This is a genomic window from Vibrio sp. 1-2 (7-a), assembly GCF_013048515.1.
GTDB lineage: Bacteria > Pseudomonadota > Gammaproteobacteria > Enterobacterales > Vibrionaceae > Vibrio > Vibrio diabolicus.
In genome coordinates this window covers 1,445,349-1,462,370 of record NZ_VHSQ01000001.1, presented here as the reverse complement: position 1 = coordinate 1,462,370, position 17,022 = coordinate 1,445,349, and the positions used below count along the sequence as shown (strand labels likewise).

At 44.1% G+C, this 17,022-nt stretch carries 12 protein-coding genes and 4 tRNA genes; 12 read left to right on the top strand and 4 right to left on the bottom strand.

Annotated features, from left to right (window positions below; genetic code table 11):
• Positions 1-233: 233 nt before the first annotated feature.
• Entirely contained in the window at positions 234-1,172 is a 939-nt protein-coding gene (gene rluB, locus FKN08_RS06610; RefSeq protein ID WP_005376798.1) for a 23S rRNA pseudouridine(2605) synthase RluB, read from the top strand.
• A gap of 183 nt (positions 1,173-1,355) precedes the next feature.
• Here rluB and FKN08_RS06605 read toward each other — a convergent pair whose 3' ends face one another.
• Positions 1,356-1,676 carry an HI1450 family dsDNA-mimic protein gene (locus FKN08_RS06605; protein WP_005376800.1) on the bottom strand — a complete coding sequence of 107 codons (321 nt, stop codon included), beginning with the start codon at positions 1,674-1,676 and terminating at the stop codon, positions 1,356-1,358.
• Between the two features lie 2 nt (positions 1,677-1,678).
• Positions 1,679-2,245, bottom strand: a complete 567-nt coding sequence (yeiP, locus tag FKN08_RS06600; protein WP_005376801.1) for an elongation factor P-like protein YeiP — start codon at positions 2,243-2,245, stop codon at positions 1,679-1,681.
• A 194-nt stretch (positions 2,246-2,439) separates the two neighbouring features.
• Between yeiP and FKN08_RS06595 the strand changes: the two genes are divergently transcribed.
• A complete protein-coding gene (locus tag FKN08_RS06595; protein WP_170891608.1) occupies positions 2,440-3,207 on the top strand; it encodes a nucleotidyltransferase domain-containing protein in 768 nt (255 codons plus the stop codon).
• Here FKN08_RS06595 and FKN08_RS06590 read toward each other — a convergent pair.
• Entirely contained in the window at positions 3,204-5,567 is a 2,364-nt protein-coding gene (locus tag FKN08_RS06590) for a DNA polymerase II (protein WP_047009984.1), read from the bottom strand. The genes FKN08_RS06595 and FKN08_RS06590 overlap by 4 nt on opposite strands.
• Positions 5,568-5,994: 427 nt before the next feature.
• Between FKN08_RS06590 and uvrY the strand changes: the two genes are divergently transcribed.
• The 10 genes from uvrY (at position 5,995) to nspC (ending at position 16,267) form a co-directional block, all read left to right on the top strand.
• Positions 5,995-6,639 (top strand): UvrY/SirA/GacA family response regulator transcription factor, encoded by a 645-nt coding sequence (uvrY, locus tag FKN08_RS06585; protein WP_005386783.1) that lies wholly within the window; start codon positions 5,995-5,997, stop codon positions 6,637-6,639.
• A gap of 1 nt (position 6,640) precedes the next feature.
• Positions 6,641-8,473: an excinuclease ABC subunit UvrC gene (uvrC, locus tag FKN08_RS06580; protein WP_170891607.1), complete on the top strand. Its 1,833-nt coding sequence runs from the start codon at positions 6,641-6,643 to the stop codon at positions 8,471-8,473.
• Positions 8,474-8,519: 46 nt separating this feature from the next.
• Positions 8,520-9,077 carry a CDP-diacylglycerol--glycerol-3-phosphate 3-phosphatidyltransferase gene (gene pgsA / locus FKN08_RS06575; RefSeq protein ID WP_005394805.1) on the top strand — a complete coding sequence of 186 codons (558 nt, stop codon included), beginning with the start codon at positions 8,520-8,522 and terminating at the stop codon, positions 9,075-9,077.
• 462 nt (positions 9,078-9,539) lie between these two features.
• A tRNA-Cys gene (locus FKN08_RS06570) sits at positions 9,540-9,613 on the top strand.
• Between the two features lie 37 nt (positions 9,614-9,650).
• Positions 9,651-9,726 (top strand) — tRNA-Gly (locus FKN08_RS06565).
• 77 nt (positions 9,727-9,803) lie between these two features.
• A tRNA-Leu gene (locus tag FKN08_RS06560) sits at positions 9,804-9,890 on the top strand.
• A gap of 13 nt (positions 9,891-9,903) precedes the next feature.
• Positions 9,904-9,979, top strand: a tRNA-Gly gene (locus tag FKN08_RS06555).
• Between the two features lie 911 nt (positions 9,980-10,890).
• Entirely contained in the window at positions 10,891-13,767 is a 2,877-nt protein-coding gene (locus FKN08_RS06550; protein WP_150919065.1) for a pyridoxal phosphate-dependent class III aminotransferase, read from the top strand.
• 18 nt (positions 13,768-13,785) lie between these two features.
• Complete coding sequence (locus tag FKN08_RS06545; RefSeq protein ID WP_170891606.1) at positions 13,786-15,030, top strand: carboxynorspermidine synthase; 1,245 nt, start codon at positions 13,786-13,788, stop codon at positions 15,028-15,030.
• 103 nt (positions 15,031-15,133) lie between these two features.
• On the top strand, positions 15,134-16,267 hold the full coding sequence (nspC, locus tag FKN08_RS06540; RefSeq protein ID WP_170891605.1) for a carboxynorspermidine decarboxylase: 1,134 nt from the start codon (positions 15,134-15,136) through the stop codon (positions 16,265-16,267).
• Between the two features lie 78 nt (positions 16,268-16,345).
• Here the strand turns inward: nspC and FKN08_RS06535 are convergent, their stop codons facing one another.
• The gene (locus tag FKN08_RS06535; RefSeq protein ID WP_170891604.1) at positions 16,346-16,858 is read right to left on the bottom strand and encodes an ACT domain-containing protein; all 513 of its coding nucleotides are present in this window, start codon (positions 16,856-16,858) and stop codon (positions 16,346-16,348) included.
• Positions 16,859-17,022: the final 164 nt, after the last annotated feature.

The following is a 17,022-nucleotide window of genomic DNA, read 5'->3' as shown; positions in this document are numbered from 1 at the left end:
GATTCTCGCTGGGCAATATCAGCATTAAGTAGGAAAAAAGTTGCAGAATAGAGTAAATATTTTCGACGTTTTAAACTGAATTTTTGGTGTGGAGAATGGCGCCGATTTAGCTTACATTAACTGAGAAAGTTACGTATAATGTCGGACCGAAAAATCCCACTGAAATGGGTAATTAGCAAAATACAGACCAATCCTGGTCTAGACGTCTGTGAAGACGACACATAGGTAGATAAATGAGCGAAAAGTTACAAAAAGTATTAGCACGTGCTGGTCACGGTTCTCGTCGTGAGATTGAATCGTTAATTAAATCTGGTCGCGTTAGCGTGAACGGTGTAGTCGCTAAGCTTGGTGAAAGACTTGAAGACGAGAGCAGCGTAGTTCGTATCGATGGTCACATTGTCTCTGCAAAGATTCAAGAAGAAGTGATTTGTCGTGTACTTGCGTACTACAAACCTGAAGGTGAACTGTGTACTCGTCACGATCCAGAAGGTCGTCGTACTGTTTTTGATCGTCTGCCAAAAATTCGTGGCTCTCGTTGGATTTCAGTTGGTCGTCTGGATGCGAACACTTCTGGTCTTCTGCTTTTCACAACGGATGGTGAACTGGCGAACCGCTTAATGCACCCAAGCCGCCAAGTTGAACGTGAATACCTAGTACGTGTGTTCGGTGAAGTAACTGAACAGAAAGTTCGTAATCTAGTAAAAGGTGTTGAACTGGAAGACGGTTTAGCTCGCTTTGAAGATGTTGTTTACGCGGGTGGTGAAGGCATGAACCACACGTTTTACGTTGTTATCAACGAAGGTCGTAACCGCGAAGTTCGTCGACTATGGGAATCGCAAGAGTGTACCGTTAGTCGTCTGAAACGTGTTCGTTACGGCGACATCTTCTTAGACAAGAAACTGCCTCGTGGTGGTTGGATGGAGCTTGACCTGAAAGAAGTAAACTACTTGCGTGAGCTTGTAGAGCTTCGTCCAGAGAAAGAAACCATGCTTGATCTGAACAAAGACAATACGTCACGCAAACGTGAGCGTGCACGTAGCCAAAAAATTCGTCGCGCAGTTAAGCGCCATGAAGAGCGTGTTAACACGCCAAAAGGCCGCAGCAACAACCCTTCTCGTCGTAAGCCGAAGAAGACTGCTGGTGACCAAGGCGCACGTAACAAGCATCGTTAATCGATAGCAAAACATCAGAAAGGCTTGCCAATTGCAAGCCTTTTTCTTATCTGTTACATAGCGAAAGGATCTAAAGCCGATATAGAGAAGGGTGTTTGGATAAACAAATATCGCAGCTAAACAAAACAGCAGATAAAAAAATACCAGCACTAGGCTGGTATTTTTGTTCATGATGAAGAAACGTTAATCGCGTTTCCAAAGCATATGGCAGAACTTATGTTCAGGGTCTCGGCTGATTAGCATACGAGCAAATACGTCATCAAGAACGTCATTTTCCTCATTTACTAGGCCGATACGAACCTCTGCATATACTTCTTTGTCGATCTCAAAGCCAACATGTTCAACCCAGTCATCACCAGTTTCAACAAGTTCTGCGGCACCACGATCTTCAAATTGCGCAGTAAACAGAATCACGTCAGCAGGCTCTAGATTATCTGGAGCCATTTCAAGGAAAATGTCGTACGCTGCGTCGATGACGTCGTCGTAAGAAATCAAATCAGACATGCTTATGCTCGGCTCATGTATTTACGTTCAGCTGTGTTAATGATAACACGGTCACCAGTTGCAATGTACTCAGGAACCTGGATGACAAGACCTGAAGCGAAGCGTGCTGGTTTAGTACGAGCAGATGCAGAAGCACCTTTGATTGAAGGGTCAGTTTCTTCAATCACTAGCTCAACAGAAGATGGTAGTTCAATACCCACAGCAGCACCGTTAACAAGGATAATGTGGATACCTTGTGTATCTTCGTTGATGAACAGCATGTCGTCTTCAACTTCATTGTGCTTGAATGTGTATTGTGAGTAGTCTTCGTTATCCATGAAGATGTGCTCATCGCCGTCAGCGTATGAGTACACAACTGCACGTTTGTTCATTTCTACCGTTTCAACAACGTCATCAGACTTGTAACGCTCATCTACACGTGCGCCCGTGTTTAGATCTGTACAACGCATTTTGTAGATTTTAGCGCCGCCACGACCGCCAGGAGTCGTTACTTCGATGTCTTTAACTAGAAGAGTTTTACCATTAGACTCGATTGCGAAGCCTTTTTTGATTTCACTTGCCTTTGGCATTGTATATTCCTATTCATACTTATTAAGCAAAACTCGGTGATTATAGCGCTAAGTTAGCCGCCTAGCATTAAAATTCATTGCAGAAATTTGTTGTTACTCCCATGACTAAACACCTGAATGGACTTGATTCAGTGAGTCGGCTAAGAGAACATATAGTCCAACTTCTTGAACCATCTGAGAACACGTTTTAAGTCATGTCTCTGCCTGTTATCGATCCTAAACAACCATTTCAACCAGAGTTTGCGCCTTTAATTAGAGAAGTCACCGCTTGTCTCAAAGGTGGACTGGGGCAAAACTTACACAGCGTTTATGTGTATGGTAGCGTCGCTCGCAAAACAGCGGTCGCTGGGAGGTCGAACTTAGACCTGGTTGTCGTTACTCAATCATCCTTTGAGCACAATCGCGCGACTTTGCTCAACACAATTAAGTGGCGTGCGCAGCAGAGTTACCCTCAAGTTAATGGTGTATCGGTCCGTACAGCCTTAGTGAGCGAAGTAGCTAATTTAGATAGTATTTTCACTTGGGGCTTTATGCTTAAGCATTGCTGTGTCTGTGTTTATGGTGATGATCTAGCAGACTGTTTTGGTGATTACGTCCCAAGTTGGGAAATTGCTAAGCACTGGAATATGGATGTGGAAGATTGGATTACGGTGTATCGCAAAAAAATCGTCCAAGCGAAGACGATAGAAGAGCAGGTGGCCGCTCAACGCGTGATTGCTAAAAAGCTACTAAGGGCGTCATACTCTGTGGTGATGTATCGAGATAAACGTTGGTTTGATGACCCTATACAATGTGGCAAGGTATTCTTAACTTATCATCCTGAAAAGCAGCTTGAGATCGAGCGGCTAGAAATTTTACTTTCTGGCCGGGGTATTCCCAAGCGTTCTGTTATCGGGCTAATTGATGCGTTTGGTGATTGGTTAGTCAAACAGTACCAGAAAACAGAGTTTCGTATCGGTTAAAACAACCCCATTTGAGGCGCTGAAAGCCTGTCAAAATCCGTCCCAATGAAAGGGAGAATCGCATCTGCAACGGGTTTGAGTTGTTTATCAATGTAATGTTGATAATCAATCGGGCTATTGAGGTACTCATAAGGTTCAGGACCGTTCACGGTTATAATGTATTCAATTCGTCCTTTGTTTTGATACTGTAATGGGCGTCCAAGCTTGGCATTTATCTCATCCGCTAAACGAGCTGCACGCACTTGTGGCGGGACGTTCTTCTGATACTCATGCAGTTTTCTGCGCAGTCGCTTTTGATACACTAACTGTTCATCAAATTCACCGTTGTTAGTTTTCTCAACCATCTCTCGGACATAGTCGCTTGGGTCTTCACCATGGAAAATCATGCTATAGAGTGTATTTTGAAATTTCTGTGCTAACGAGGTCCAGTCAGTACGGGCACTTTCTAACCCTTTAAATACAATCCGCTCTTGCTCTCCTTCACCGATTAAACCCGCATAGCGCTTTTTCGAGCCAGTTTCTGCGCCACGAATCGTTGGCATAAGGAATCTGCGATAGTGGGTTTCATATTCAATTTCCAACATAGATGTTAGGTTGTACTCAGAGCGCAGATGTTCTTGCCACCAAGAGTTGATGTAATCAACTAATTGATTTCCAACAGCGTCGGCCTCTACTTGACTGTATGGTCGATTCAACGACACAAATGTGGAATCCGTATCGCCGTAAATCACTTGATAGCCTTGTTCCTCAATCAGCACTTTAGTTTGCTTCATGATCTCATGTCCGCGCATGGTAATACTAGAAGCTAACCGAGTATCAAAGAAACGACATCCCGATGACCCCAGTACGCCATAAAACGAGTTCATGATGATTTTGATTGCCTGAGAAAAAGCTTTTTCATTGTTCTTCTTTGCAACATCACGTGCCGCCCAAAGCTTTTCAATCATTTCTGGCAAAAAGTGTTTCGTACGATGGAACTGACCACCGCGAAAGCCAGGTACTGCCTGATCATCTTCTTTACCAATATCGAGTAATAACCCCTCAACCAAACCCATAGGATCAATCAAGAAAGAGCGAATAATCGATGGGTATAGACTCTTAAAGTCCAACACCAAAACGGAATCATATAGGTTAGGGATGGAGTCCATCACGTAACCGCCGGGGCTCGCAATCCAATTTTCTGGGTGTAGATTCGGGGCAACATAGCCTGCGCGGTGTATTTGCGGCATGTATAAGTTAGTGAATGCCGCTACCGAGCCACCGACACGATCCAGTTCTACACCAGTGAGGCGAGAGCGTTCAATTGCAAAGTCGAGCAGGTGAGTGTGATTGAAAATCTTGTTCACCAACACGCAGTCTTGTAAGTTATATTTAGCCAGCGATGGTTTGTCGGAGCGGTACATACGATTGATCTCATCCATACGGTCATGAACGTTGTGGATTTCTTTACCTTCCCCCAAGAGTTCTTGAGATACAGACTCTAATGACCAAGATCGAAAGTGGTAAGTAGCCGTTTTTAGCGTATCGATACCATCCATCACAACTCGCCCGGGAATGGAGATAAACCCTTGTTGGCTTTGAGATGAACTTCTAAAAAAGCTGGCTTGGTCTGCTCTGCCAAGCATTAGCTTCATGTTGTGCCATTCTGCTCGTTTGTGTAACAGACGAAAGTCAAAATCAATGACATTCCAACCGACAATGACATCGGGGTCGAATTTTTTAAACCAATCGATGAGTGCTTCTAGAAGCGCCTTTTCATCCTGGACCCATTGTATCGGTGTATCCGAAGGTTCTGGTTCTCCGATCATGATAACGCGGGAATCCATGACGCTGTCTAACCCGATGGAGTAAAGAATGCCTTTCTCAGAGCATTCTAGATCTAACGAGACAACGTTTAACTTCGGCTCATATTGCCCCGCACGGCATTTTGCGTTCTGGACGCGTTGGTAGCCATTGGTACGAGTAACATTGCCTGTAAACTCAATACTGCCTTTAATAAAACGCTCCATGAGGTAGCGATCGGCGAGGCGAATATCACTTTCGTAAGTGGTGATATCATTTTGAGCGAACGTGTCTTTAAGTGTGAGAGCGTCTCTGGTTACGTTGGTATAGCATGCAGAAAGAGGCGTATGTTCAAACGTTTTGAGATCCAACAGGCGGATGTCGACGGGTATGTTTTTTTCTCGCGCGAGTGTTTTTGCTTGCTCTGAGTGTTTCTGAGCGATGAAAAATACTGGCTTCTCACCATTAATAAGTAACTGAGTAGGACCTGCTTCTGTCGAAAGCCACAGCTCGATTTGAGTTTGACCTTTGATGTCTCGTGCCTGTCGAGTAAGCAGAAAGCCTTGTTGGATATTCAAATGTGAGAAACCTTAGAAAACTTGAAGAACGTTAGTTTAACATTAAGAACTGTAAAAATAACCAGTAAAGAAAACGGTTCAAATTTTTGCTGGAATTAGTGATTACAAGTTAGCCTCTGGTGCAAGAGGGACAGTGTCATTTTAAGTTATAGCGTGTTTCTCTGGGCAATATGAAACCTAGTTACTTGATTTATTGTACTTAATGTTGTTAATTGTCTTTTCTTAGATTTCGGTTCTGCTCATCACGCTCTAAAATAATAGAGTGGTTTATGAATAAGTTCTTGCTAAAGTTTGCGTTTCAGCACATATTCATAGAAAGCAATTTTTTGTCGATTACGTTAGTATATAGGCAGTCATACTGATATCCACATTTAACAAATAATGGTTATGTGGGTGCAGAACCAATACAAAGTGTGGAGATACAAGTTTGATAAATGTTTTCCTTGTAGATGATCACGAGCTGGTTCGCACAGGGATACGACGTATTATTGAAGACGTCCGTGGAATGAACGTAGCAGGAGAAGCTGACAGCGGTGAAGATGCAGTAAAATGGTGTCGCAGTAATCATGCTGACGTCGTTTTAATGGACATGAACATGCCAGGAATTGGTGGCTTGGAAGCCACTAAAAAAATTCTTCGCGTGAATCCTGATGTGAAAATCATCGTACTTACCGTTCATACAGAAAACCCGTTTCCAACCAAGGTGATGCAGGCAGGTGCGTCTGGTTATTTAACCAAAGGTGCTGGCCCTGATGAAATGGTGAATGCGATTCGTGTAGTTAATAGTGGGCAGCGTTACATCTCACCAGAGATTGCGCAGCAGATGGCATTGAGTCAATTTTCTCCAGCCTCTGAGAACCCTTTTAAAGACTTATCCGAACGTGAATTGCAGATCATGCTTATGATCACCAAAGGCCAAAAGGTAACGGATATTTCTGAGCAACTTAATTTAAGTCCAAAGACAGTCAACAGCTATCGCTACCGACTCTTTAGTAAATTGGACATTAATGGTGACGTTGAGTTAACTCACTTAGCGATTCGCCACGGAATGCTGGACACCGAGACCCTTTAGCGTGAATCCTCCCTTCGATTCGGCTTCCTTTCTCAAGACAGTAACTCATCAGCCCGGCGTTTACAGAATGTACAACGCCGAAGCTGTTGTCATCTATGTAGGTAAAGCCAAAGACCTAAAAAAGCGCCTTTCAAGCTACTTTCGAAAAAAAGTAGACAGTGATAAAACTCGCGCGCTTGTCAGTAATATCGCCAAAATTGACGTCACAGTGACTCACACTGAGACAGAAGCGCTCATCTTAGAGCATAACTACATCAAGCAGTATTTACCGAAATACAATGTTTTGCTGCGAGATGATAAGTCTTACCCTTATATCTTTATTAGCGGTCATAAGCACCCACGGCTTTCTATCCACCGTGGCGCCAAGAAGCGCAAAGGTGAATATTTTGGCCCCTACCCAGATTCTGGTGCAGTAAGAGAAACATTGCATTTGCTGCAAAAGATATTTCCTGTGCGCCAGTGTGAAGACACTGTCTATTCCAACCGAACGCGTCCATGTTTGATGTACCAAATTGGCCGTTGTGCAGGACCATGCGTTAATACCATCATTTCTGATGAAGAATATGCAGAGTTGGTTGGCTTTGTGCGAATGTTTTTGCAAGGCAAAGATCAGCAAGTACTCAAACAGTTGATTGAGAAAATGGAAGTTGCCAGTCAGCAATTGCGCTTTGAAGATGCCGCTAAATTTCGCGATCAAATCCAAGCGATTAGGCGTGTTCAAGAGCAGCAGTACGTCTCAGAAGACAGCATGGATGATATGGATGTACTCGGGTTTGCTCAGGAGAATGGTATCGCGTGTATCCATATCCTGATGATACGCCAAGGTAAAGTGCTTGGTAGCCGTAGCCATTTTCCGAAAATCCCACAAAATACAAGCCAGCAGGAAGTGTTCGATAGTTTTCTGACTCAATACTATTTGAGCCACAACGAAGCGCGCACGATTCCTTCTCGTATTATTTTGAATCAAGAGTTGGCAGAAGATATTGCGCCAATACAGAAAGCGTTAAGTGAAGTGGCAGGCCGTAAGGTTCATTTCCATACGTCGCCAACTGGCTCTCGAGCAAGGTATCTCAAGCTTTCGAACACGAATGCACTAACAGCGATTACCACCAAAATCAATCACAAGATGACGATTAATCAGCGTTTTCATGCGCTTCGCGAAACATTGAAGTTGGAGTCTATAGCTCGAATGGAGTGTTTTGATATCTCCCATACTATGGGGGAAAGTACGATTGCATCGTGTGTGGTGTTCAACAATGAAGGCCCCGTTAAGCAGGAGTATCGTCGCTATAACATCACTGGGATTACCGGTGGGGACGACTACGCTGCAATGGGACAAGCGTTGGAGCGCCGTTATTCAAAGCAATTGGACGTAGAGAAAATTCCCGACATCATCTTTATCGATGGTGGTAAAGGTCAGTTAAATCGTGCGCATGATATTATTTCGCAATATTGGGGTGATTGGCCAAAGCGTCCCATCATGATTGGTATTGCGAAAGGGGTCACTCGCAAACCGGGCTTAGAAACGCTGATTACAGTCGATGGGGACGAGTTTCATTTACCAAGCGATGCTCCTGCGCTGCATCTTATTCAACATATTCGTGATGAAAGCCATAACCATGCTATAGCGGGGCACCGTGCTAAGCGAGGTAAAACCAGACGTACGAGTGCACTCGAAGGGATTGAGGGAATCGGCCCTAAACGACGTCAGGCGTTACTCAAGTACATGGGTGGGTTACAAGAACTTAAACGTGCAAGTGTCGAAGAAATCGCCAAAGTACCGGGAATAAGTCACTCTTTAGCAGAAATTATTTTCCAAGCATTGAAACAATAAGGAAAATCGCGCAACATTAAGCCGCAATGTGTAAGAGAATAATAAAATGCGTTTGAATATCCCGAACATTCTGTCTCTTCTTAGACTGTTCCTAATCCCTGTTTTTGTGGTTGTCTTTTATCTACCTTATTCATGGGCACCGTTTGCAGCAGCAATGGTGTTTTGGGTAGCGGGTTTTACTGACTGGCTTGACGGCATGTTGGCCCGTAAACTTGGCCAAACTTCTCGTTTTGGCGCGTTTATTGATCCTGTCGCTGATAAAGTGCTAGTGGCAACGGCATTGATTCTAATCACGGAACATTATCATTCAATTTGGGTGACCATTCCTGCGGTAACGATGATTGCGCGAGAAATCATTATCTCAGCATTGCGAGAATGGATGGCTGAAATCGGTAAGCGAGCGAGTGTTGCGGTATCTTGGGTTGGCAAAGTAAAAACTGTTTCGCAAATGTTCGCCTTATGGGTGTTGATATGGCGTTACGATGAATGGATGGTTTGGCTAGGCTTTGCGGCCTTGTATGTGGCAACTTTCTTGACGTACTGGTCAATGATTCAATATTTAGCTGCTGCGAAAGATGATCTGTTGAATGAAGAGCATCATTAAATTCTGATATTAGAAAGCAGGCTTAATAGCCTGCTTTTTTGTATCTAAGATAATCTACAGCATTTCTTTGCTTCTCACGTTTTTTAATGCTTGCTAACGGCCATGCTTGAAATTTCTATCTGAGTTCCTGTTTCGATAGAATTCCATATGTGATCTAAGTCTTGTTTTTGCCCTTGGAGAGTTTCAGAGAAGCGAGTCTCCTGATTGTTAACGCTTCAATACACGTAACGCACGGCCAGCAGTGTAAGGCGTAGCCAAAGTTTTATGATAAACAAGTGTATTTAAGCGATTTTTAGTATTAAAACTAAGCAATCTACCGTCTTTCGCACAAATTCTAGTCAAACGATTTAAAAAAATAAAAATAGTATTGACTCGATCGCTCGAATCCGTAGAATGCATCCCGTACCCAAGAGAGCACAGCTCAAAAGGGTGGTGAAAAAGTTTAACTTTATTCACAAATGAGGCGCCTTGGCAGAGTGGCTATGCAGCGGATTGCAAATCCGTGGACCTCGGTTCGACTCCGGGAGGCGCCTCCATTATTCTTTTGAGAGTGAATGGCTTTCGAGAATAAATGCGACACTAGCTCAGTTGGTAGAGCGCAACCTTGCCAAGGTTGAGGTCACGAGTTCGAACCTCGTGTGTCGCTCCAAATTTTATTGATATGGCGTTAGCGGTATCAGATGGTGTTTTACTTTTCTGTAAAGGCATCACAAAGAATATTTGTGTGCCCTGGTGGTGGAATTGGTAGACACAAGGGATTTAAAATCCCTCGACGTTCGCGTTGTGCCGGTTCAAGTCCGGCCCGGGGCACCATCTCATATTAAACGCGACACTAGCTCAGTTGGTAGAGCGCAACCTTGCCAAGGTTGAGGTCACGAGTTCGAACCTCGTGTGTCGCTCCAGATTTAAGGCCCAGCATGAAAATGTTGGGCCTTTTTTGTATTTCTTCAAATCTTATATTTCTTCTCTGTGATGGATTTCGTTAAGCACTGAGCTCCTTCAGCTTACTAACTTAACTTCTTGTTAATTTTAGCCATAGCAACGTCACTTCATGGCCATAACCATCCAGCTAGTTTAAGTTTAGTCAATCAAAGTTCTGTGAATAAAGACTCATCGCTTTAGGCTGAGCAGTAACGTAAATACTAGCTCTGTTAAATACCTTGGATACTGAAAATAATGTTCTACGATTAAAGAGTGGTATGTTCATAAACCGTTTTGGTTCATGGTGCTGATATTGTAAGGATATTTGTTTAAATAACAGGTATTTGAGAAAAGAAGAAAAGCGTTGTAGATGAGTATGAATGTACAAATATCACTAGGGGGAACTTTGTTGTGATTTGCGTCACTGTTACTAATATGAAAAATCGTTGCCAGAAGATTTTATTTTGTGATAAATTCGCGCGCAATCTCGGAGCGTAATTAACAACGTTTGATCTCTGGGGGATACGCGTAGTGACCATTCAAGCTGATTGTGACACTGCGTAGGGTAGGTATCGGCAAAGCCTTTTGTCGATAGACGGGATACTAATGCTGTAAAAGCGGCATATTAATGGGAAACCCAACATTGAAACCTTTGAATAAACACACACTAATCAGCTTCATACTGCCGAAATGTCCTGTTTTACAAAACGGGTGCATTACGGAACCTTGATTAATCCCTTTTATATATAAAGTCACGAATATCGTGGCGGATGATCTGTATTTGTCATTTTGCACTGACAAATGCGGAGGGGTATACACACCTCCTGTAACTTCATTCCAATGATTATTAATACAGGATATAGAATTATTATAATTCAAGGGATTATGTAGTATGAGCACTGCCTTTGAAGTCGATAGCAATATCGCAAACATTTTTTCGTCTCAGGTTCCTATCGTCGAGGGAACGTATGACTTAACGCCAGATCAAGTATTGATTGATCAGGCTGAGCATGAATCTGAAGTACGTTCTTATCCACGTCGCTTGCCAATCGCAATCAAACAAGCTTTTGGTTGCTTGGTTGAAGATACACGTGGACAGATCTTTTTAGACTGCCTTGCGGGGGCGGGCACTCTAGCTTTGGGGTATAACCATCCTGAAATCAACCAAGCTCTGAAAGAGCAATTAGATTCGGGTCTGCCATATCAGACGCTAGATATTGCAACATCAGCAAAAACGACGTTTATTCAATCTGTTAAATCTTTTCTTCCTCAAGAGTTAAGTGAGAACAGCGTTATCCAATTTTGTGGTCCGTCTGGAGCCGATGCAGTTGAAGCCGCGATCAAGCTCGCGAAGCAGACTACTGGTCGCAACACCATGTTTGCTTTTCGTGGCGCATATCATGGTATGACTAACGGCACAATGGGCATGATGGGCAACCTAGGTACGAAAGCGCGTCGAACTGGTTTAATGTCAGACGTGCACTTTATGCCTTTCCCATACAATCTGCGTTGTCCATTTGGGCTTGGCGGTGATGAAGGTGCGAAAGCAAGTATTCGCTATATCGATCGTCTTTTAAACGATGATGAATCGGGCATTATGAAGCCTGCTGCGATCATCGTTGAGCCAGTGCAAGGTGAGGGTGGTGTTGTTCCTGCGCCAGCATTCTGGCTGCGAGAGTTACGTCGTATTTGTGATGAACACGGTATCTTACTGATCTTCGATGAGATCCAGTGTGGTGTTGGTAAAACTGGCTACAATTTCGCATTTGAAGAGTCGGGCATTGTTCCAGATATCCTGTGTTTATCAAAAGCTATTGGCGGTGGCTTACCAATGTCGCTATTGGTTATCAACAAGCAGCATGATACTTGGAAGCCGGGCGAACACACAGGTACGTTTCGTGGCAATCAGTTAGCCATGGTCTCTGGTGCGAAAGCATTAGAAATCATCCAGCGTGACAATCTGGTTGAGCATGCCAATATTGCGGGCCAGTATTTGCGCTATGGTCTTGAAAGCATTCAAAAGCGCGTGAACTGTATCGCAGAAGTACGTGGCAAAGGTTTGATGCTTGGTGTGGAGATTAAAAATCCAAACGGTGAGCTCAATAAATTTGGCGAACCTCAAGCGGATAGTGAACTCACTCTTTCCATTCAACGCGCAGCACTTGAGCGTGGCTTGATCGTTGAGAAAGGCGGACGTGAAGGTGCAGTAATTCGCTTCCTTCCTCCTCTTATCATCTCGTTTGAGCAAATCGACTTTGCTTTACGTGTATTTGAAGACGCGATTTTAGCAGCAGGCGGTAGTCACATCGAAACTCAGCCACAAGATGAATGGAAGAAGCATTTCATCCACACTGGAGAGTTGGGCAGCAATGAGTTTGCTTCGGTGATGAATCACACTACGACAGCAATGAAATCAGTGTTTGAACAGGTTGCTGCACCATACTCAGGTATGGATCCAAAAGCATTGGAAGCAGCGATCCATGCTGTTGATCTTGACAATAAAAATGCGCCTCTCAAAACGGTTATTGATGATGCAGCCGAGTTGGTCGCGAAAAACGCGATTTTTACTCAACATCCAGATTGTATCGCTCACCTTCATACTCCACCGTTGATGCCTGCTATTGCCGCAGAGGCAATGATTGCGGCTTTGAACCAATCAATGGACTCATGGGATCAAGCTTCATCAGCGACTTATGTTGAACAGAAAGTTGTGAACTGGCTATGCGATAAATACAAGTTAGGTGAAAAAGCGGACGGTATCTTCACGAGCGGCGGCACGCAAAGTAATCAAATGGGTTTGATGCTTGCGCGTGATTGGATTGCTGACAAACTCAGTGCGCACTCAATTCAAAAGCTTGGCCTTCCTGAATACGCAGACAAGCTGCGTATTGTATGTTCGAAAAAATCCCACTTCACGGTTCAAAAATCAGCGTCTTGGATGGGATTGGGTGAAAAAGCGGTTATGACCGTCGATGCTAATGCCGATGGAACGATGGATGTCACTAAGTTAGACGAAGTTCTAAATCAGGCAAAAGCAGAAGGTTTGATCCCATTTGCAATTGTCGGCACAGCGGGCACAACGGATCACGGTGCTATTGATGACCTAGACTTTATCGCCGATATGGCAGCGAAACATGACATGTGGATGCACGTCGACGGTGCATACGGTGGAGCTCTGATTCTAAGTAGCCAAAAAGCCCGTCTGAAAGGTTGTGAGCGTGCACACTCCATCAGCGTAGACTTCCACAAGTTGTTTTACCAAACCATCAGTTGTGGCGCGCTGTTGGTGAATGACAAGTCTAACTTTAAATTCCTGCTTCATCACGCAGACTACTTGAACCGCGAACACGACGAACTACCGAACTTGGTGGATAAGTCTATTGCTACAACTAAGCGTTTTGATGCGCTCAAAGTGTTTATGACGATGCAAAGCGTGGGGCCAAAAGCCCTAGGCGATATGTACGATCATTTGCTTGATCAGACGCTTGAAGTTGCGGACATGATTCGAGATAACAAACACTTTGAGTTGTTGGCTGAACCATCGCTATCTACGGTTCTGTTCCGCGCGACACATGAATCAGCGGATCTTGACGAACTGAACAAAACGTTGCGCTTAGAAGCGTTAACACGCGGTATCGCGGTATTGGGTGAAACCATTGTCGACGATAAAACCGCGCTTAAATTTACGATTTTGAACCCGTGTCTGACGACGGCGGACTTTGAATCTTTGCTCTCAAAAATCAATACGCTAGCGGCAGAGCTAGTTTAACAAAGGTAACGGAAAACTATGGCAATTCTACAGATTGGTGCAGGCGGCGTTGGCTGGGTAGTTGCACATAAAGCAGCACAAAACAACGACGTTCTGGGTGATATCACAATCGCATCACGTACCGTAGGTAAGTGTGAGAAAATCATCGAATCGATTCAGAAGAAAAACAATCTGAAAGATTCAACTAAGAAACTAGAAGCTCGTGCGGTAAACGCGGACGACGTAGATTCTTTAGTTGCTTTAATTAAAGAAGTGCAGCCTGACTTAGTGATCAACGCGGGTCCTCCTTGGGTGAACATGTCTATTATGGAAGCATGTTACCAAGCTAAAGTGTCATACCTTGATACATCTGTTGCGGTTGATTTGTGCTCTGAAGGCCAACAAGTACCTCAAGCTTACGATTGGCAGTGGGGCTACCGTGAGAAGTTTGAAGAGGCGGGTATCACAGGTATTCTTGGTGCCGGTTTCGATCCGGGCGTAGTATCGGTGTTTGCTGCATACGCGGTGAAACATCTGTTCGATGAAATCGATACTATCGACGTAATGGATGTAAACGCAGGTGACCACGGTAAGAAGTTCGCAACTAACTTTGACCCAGAAACGAACATGCTTGAGATTCAAGGTGATTCCTTCTACTGGGAAAACGGCGAGTGGAAACAAGTACCTTGTCACTCACGTATGCTTGAGTTTGAATTCCCGAACTGTGGTTCACATAAAGTGTACTCAATGGCGCACGACGAAGTTCGATCTATGCAAGAGTTCATCCCGGCGAAACGTATCGAATTCTGGATGGGCTTTGGTGACCGTTACCTGAACTATTTCAACGTAATGCGTGACATCGGTCTACTCAGCCCAGATCCACTAACGCTTCACGACGGCACGGTTGTTCAACCTTTGCACGTGCTTAAAGCGTTGCTGCCAGATCCAACATCACTAGCTCCTGGTTACACTGGCCTAACGTGTATCGGTACTTGGGTTCAAGGTAAGAAAGATGGCAAAGAGCGCAGTGTATTTATTTACAACAACGCTGATCACGAAGTCGCATACGAAGATGTTGAACACCAAGCTATCTCATACACCACTGGCGTACCTGCGATCACTGCGGCTTTGCAGTTCTTCCGTGGTAAGTGGGCAGACAAAGGCGTGTTCAACATGGAGCAGCTAGATCCAGACCCATTCCTAGAAACCATGCCATCGATTGGTCTAGATTGGCATGTTCAAGAACTGGATCCAGGACAACCTGTTATCCATAAATTGAAGTAAGAATTTAGCGACTCTTATTTTTACGTTTAAGCCGATGCACTTGCGTCGGCTTTGTTCGATTTTATAGTGCCTTTGCTAAGGCGAAGGGACGTAAGGTATCAAAATGCAACAAAACGAACTAAAAACGCCATACTTCATGATTAATGAAGACAAGCTGATTGAGAACCTAGAGAAAGCAAAACAGCTAAAAGACATCTCTGGTGTGAAGCTTGTATTAGCACTGAAGTGCTTCTCAACATGGGGTGTATTCGACATCATCAAGCCTTACCTAGACGGAACAACCAGCTCTGGCCCGTTTGAAGTGAAGCTTGGTTACGAAACGTTCGGTGGTGAGACACACGCATACAGTGTGGGTTACAGCGAAGATGACGTTCGCGACGTGGCGGACATCTGTGACAAGATGATCTTTAACTCTCAGTCACAGCTAGCGGCTTATCGTCATATTGTCGAAGGTAAAGCATCGATTGGCTTGCGACTAAACCCAGGTGTGAGCTACGCAGGGCAAGACTTAGCAAACCCAGCTCGTCAATTCTCTCGTCTTGGTGTTCAGGCTGATCACATCAAACCGGAAATTTTTGATGGTATTGATGGCGTAATGTTCCACATGAACTGTGAGAACAAAGACGTGGATGCGTTTATCGGCTTACTCGATGCTATTTCAGAGCAGTTTGGCGAGTACCTAGATAAGCTGGACTGGGTAAGCATGGGTGGCGGCGTGTTCTTCACATGGCCGGGGTACGACATCAAGAAGTTGGGTTTAGCGCTTAAAGCATTCTCAGAGAAACACGGCGTACAAATGTATCTAGAGCCGGGTGAAGCGATCATCACTAAGACAACCGATCTTGTTGTAACAGTGGTTGATATTGTGGAGAACGTGAAGAAGACGGCGATTGTCGATTCGGCAACAGAAGCTCACCGTTTGGATACACTTATCTACAACGAGCCAGCGTCCATTCTTGAAGCATCTGAAAACGGTGAACATGAATACGTGATTGGGTCGTGCTCTTGTTTAGCTGGTGACCAGTTTTGCGTGGCGAACTTCGAACAGCCTCTCGAGATCGGACAGCGTCTGCATATTCTAGATAGTGCAGGTTACACCATGGTGAAACTGAACTGGTTCAACGGTCTACGTATGCCTTCGGTTTACTGTGAACGCTCGAATGGTGACATTCAAAAACTGAATGAATTTGACTACTCTGATTTCAAACGTTCACTATCTCAGTGGTCGGTGAAATAAAACGTATTGAGTATTAGAACGACAAAGAGCAGCTGAATTGCTGCTCTTTTTTATTGGGGAAGCGTTAAAGGTATGCAGTTAGCTTTCTACAATTACACGAGTGTCTTCACTCAGAGATTCTAACTCATTAGCCACGTCCTCAATCTCTAGCTCGCTAGGCAATTTAATCGCCATTTTTGCGCTGAATAAGCTGGAGCTTACCCCACCGCCGCCTGCAATGAATACGCGTTGGCAATCCATATCTAGAATTGAAATGCCTTGATTATCGAGAACGTGAGTAATTTCATTCACAATACCTGCTCTATCGTTGGCATCTAAGCGAAGCTGAAAGATAGTGTCTTCACGATGCGAGTGAGGATCCGAGTCAACGAACCTAACCACGAGAGTTTGACATGAAGAGAACGCCTCTTTAACGATGTCGGCATTTTCTCTTGGAAGCTCTACTTTGATGACACCTGCAACTTGATCTTCAATAAAGTTTACTTTGCTTATCAGCCATTTACCGCCATTTTTATGAGTAATTGCTGCGAGTTCTTTGATAGTTGCGGGTGACGCTTGTCCGACAAAATTAACAATAAATACGGTGTTCATAATGTCCCCTCCTGGAATAAGGTTTGGACGCAGTACGAATAAACGTGCTACTTAAGTTATTGGAATAAATCCTTTTATTTAGTGTAGGTGCTAGGAGAGGGTTATGTTTGATGAAAGTCAATTTTTGACACTAATTCGTGAAGCAAATAATTAAAACGATGTTT

Excerpts from the sequence above, each read along its gene's own strand:
- rluB (WP_005376798.1), top strand. The coding sequence starts at position 234 with ATGAGCGAAAAGTTACAAAAAGTATTAGCACGTGCTGGTCACGGTTCT.
- FKN08_RS06605 (WP_005376800.1), bottom strand. The coding sequence starts at position 1,676 with ATGTCTGATTTGATTTCTTACGACGACGTCATCGACGCAGCGTACGAC.
- yeiP (WP_005376801.1), bottom strand. The coding sequence starts at position 2,245 with ATGCCAAAGGCAAGTGAAATCAAAAAAGGCTTCGCAATCGAGTCTAAT.
- FKN08_RS06595 (WP_170891608.1), top strand. The coding sequence starts at position 2,440 with ATGTCTCTGCCTGTTATCGATCCTAAACAACCATTTCAACCAGAGTTT.
- pgsA (WP_005394805.1), top strand. The coding sequence starts at position 8,520 with ATGCGTTTGAATATCCCGAACATTCTGTCTCTTCTTAGACTGTTCCTA.
- FKN08_RS06550 (WP_150919065.1), top strand. The coding sequence starts at position 10,891 with ATGAGCACTGCCTTTGAAGTCGATAGCAATATCGCAAACATTTTTTCG.
- FKN08_RS06545 (WP_170891606.1), top strand. The coding sequence starts at position 13,786 with ATGGCAATTCTACAGATTGGTGCAGGCGGCGTTGGCTGGGTAGTTGCA.
- nspC (WP_170891605.1), top strand. The coding sequence starts at position 15,134 with ATGCAACAAAACGAACTAAAAACGCCATACTTCATGATTAATGAAGAC.
- FKN08_RS06535 (WP_170891604.1), bottom strand. The coding sequence starts at position 16,858 with ATGAACACCGTATTTATTGTTAATTTTGTCGGACAAGCGTCACCCGCA.